The organism is Campylobacter sp. 2457A, assembly GCF_020135895.1.
Lineage (GTDB): Bacteria > Campylobacterota > Campylobacteria > Campylobacterales > Campylobacteraceae > Campylobacter_D > Campylobacter_D taeniopygiae.
Genome location: NZ_JACHTO010000121.1, coordinates 1 through 261, shown reverse-complemented (window position 1 = coordinate 261; position 261 = coordinate 1). Strand labels below are relative to the sequence as shown.

Annotated in this window: 1 protein-coding gene; it reads right to left on the bottom strand. The window is 34.1% G+C overall.

Annotation, left to right across the window (positions count from 1 at the left end; all coding sequences use genetic code 11):
* Positions 1-6: 6 nt before the first annotated feature.
* Positions 7-261, bottom strand: a 255-nt coding sequence (locus H2280_RS08600) for a hypothetical protein (protein ID WP_337196308.1), incomplete at its 5' end; no start/stop codon positions are given.

The following is a 261-nucleotide window of genomic DNA, read 5'->3' as shown; positions in this document are numbered from 1 at the left end:
GGCTATTTAATTATTTTCTTTTAATTTAAATTTTTCTTCGCTATAAAGACCAGTTCCTACAGGAATCATTCTACCTAAAATAACATTTTCTTTTAAGTCTTCTAGATAATCAAATTTACCTGCTATACTAGCCTCGGTTAAGACTTTAGTTGTTTCTTGGAAAGATGCTGCAGAAATCACACTATCACTTCCAATCGCAGCTCTTGTAACACCTAAGAGAACAGGTTCTGCAATAGCTGGTTCTCCACCCATTCTCATAAT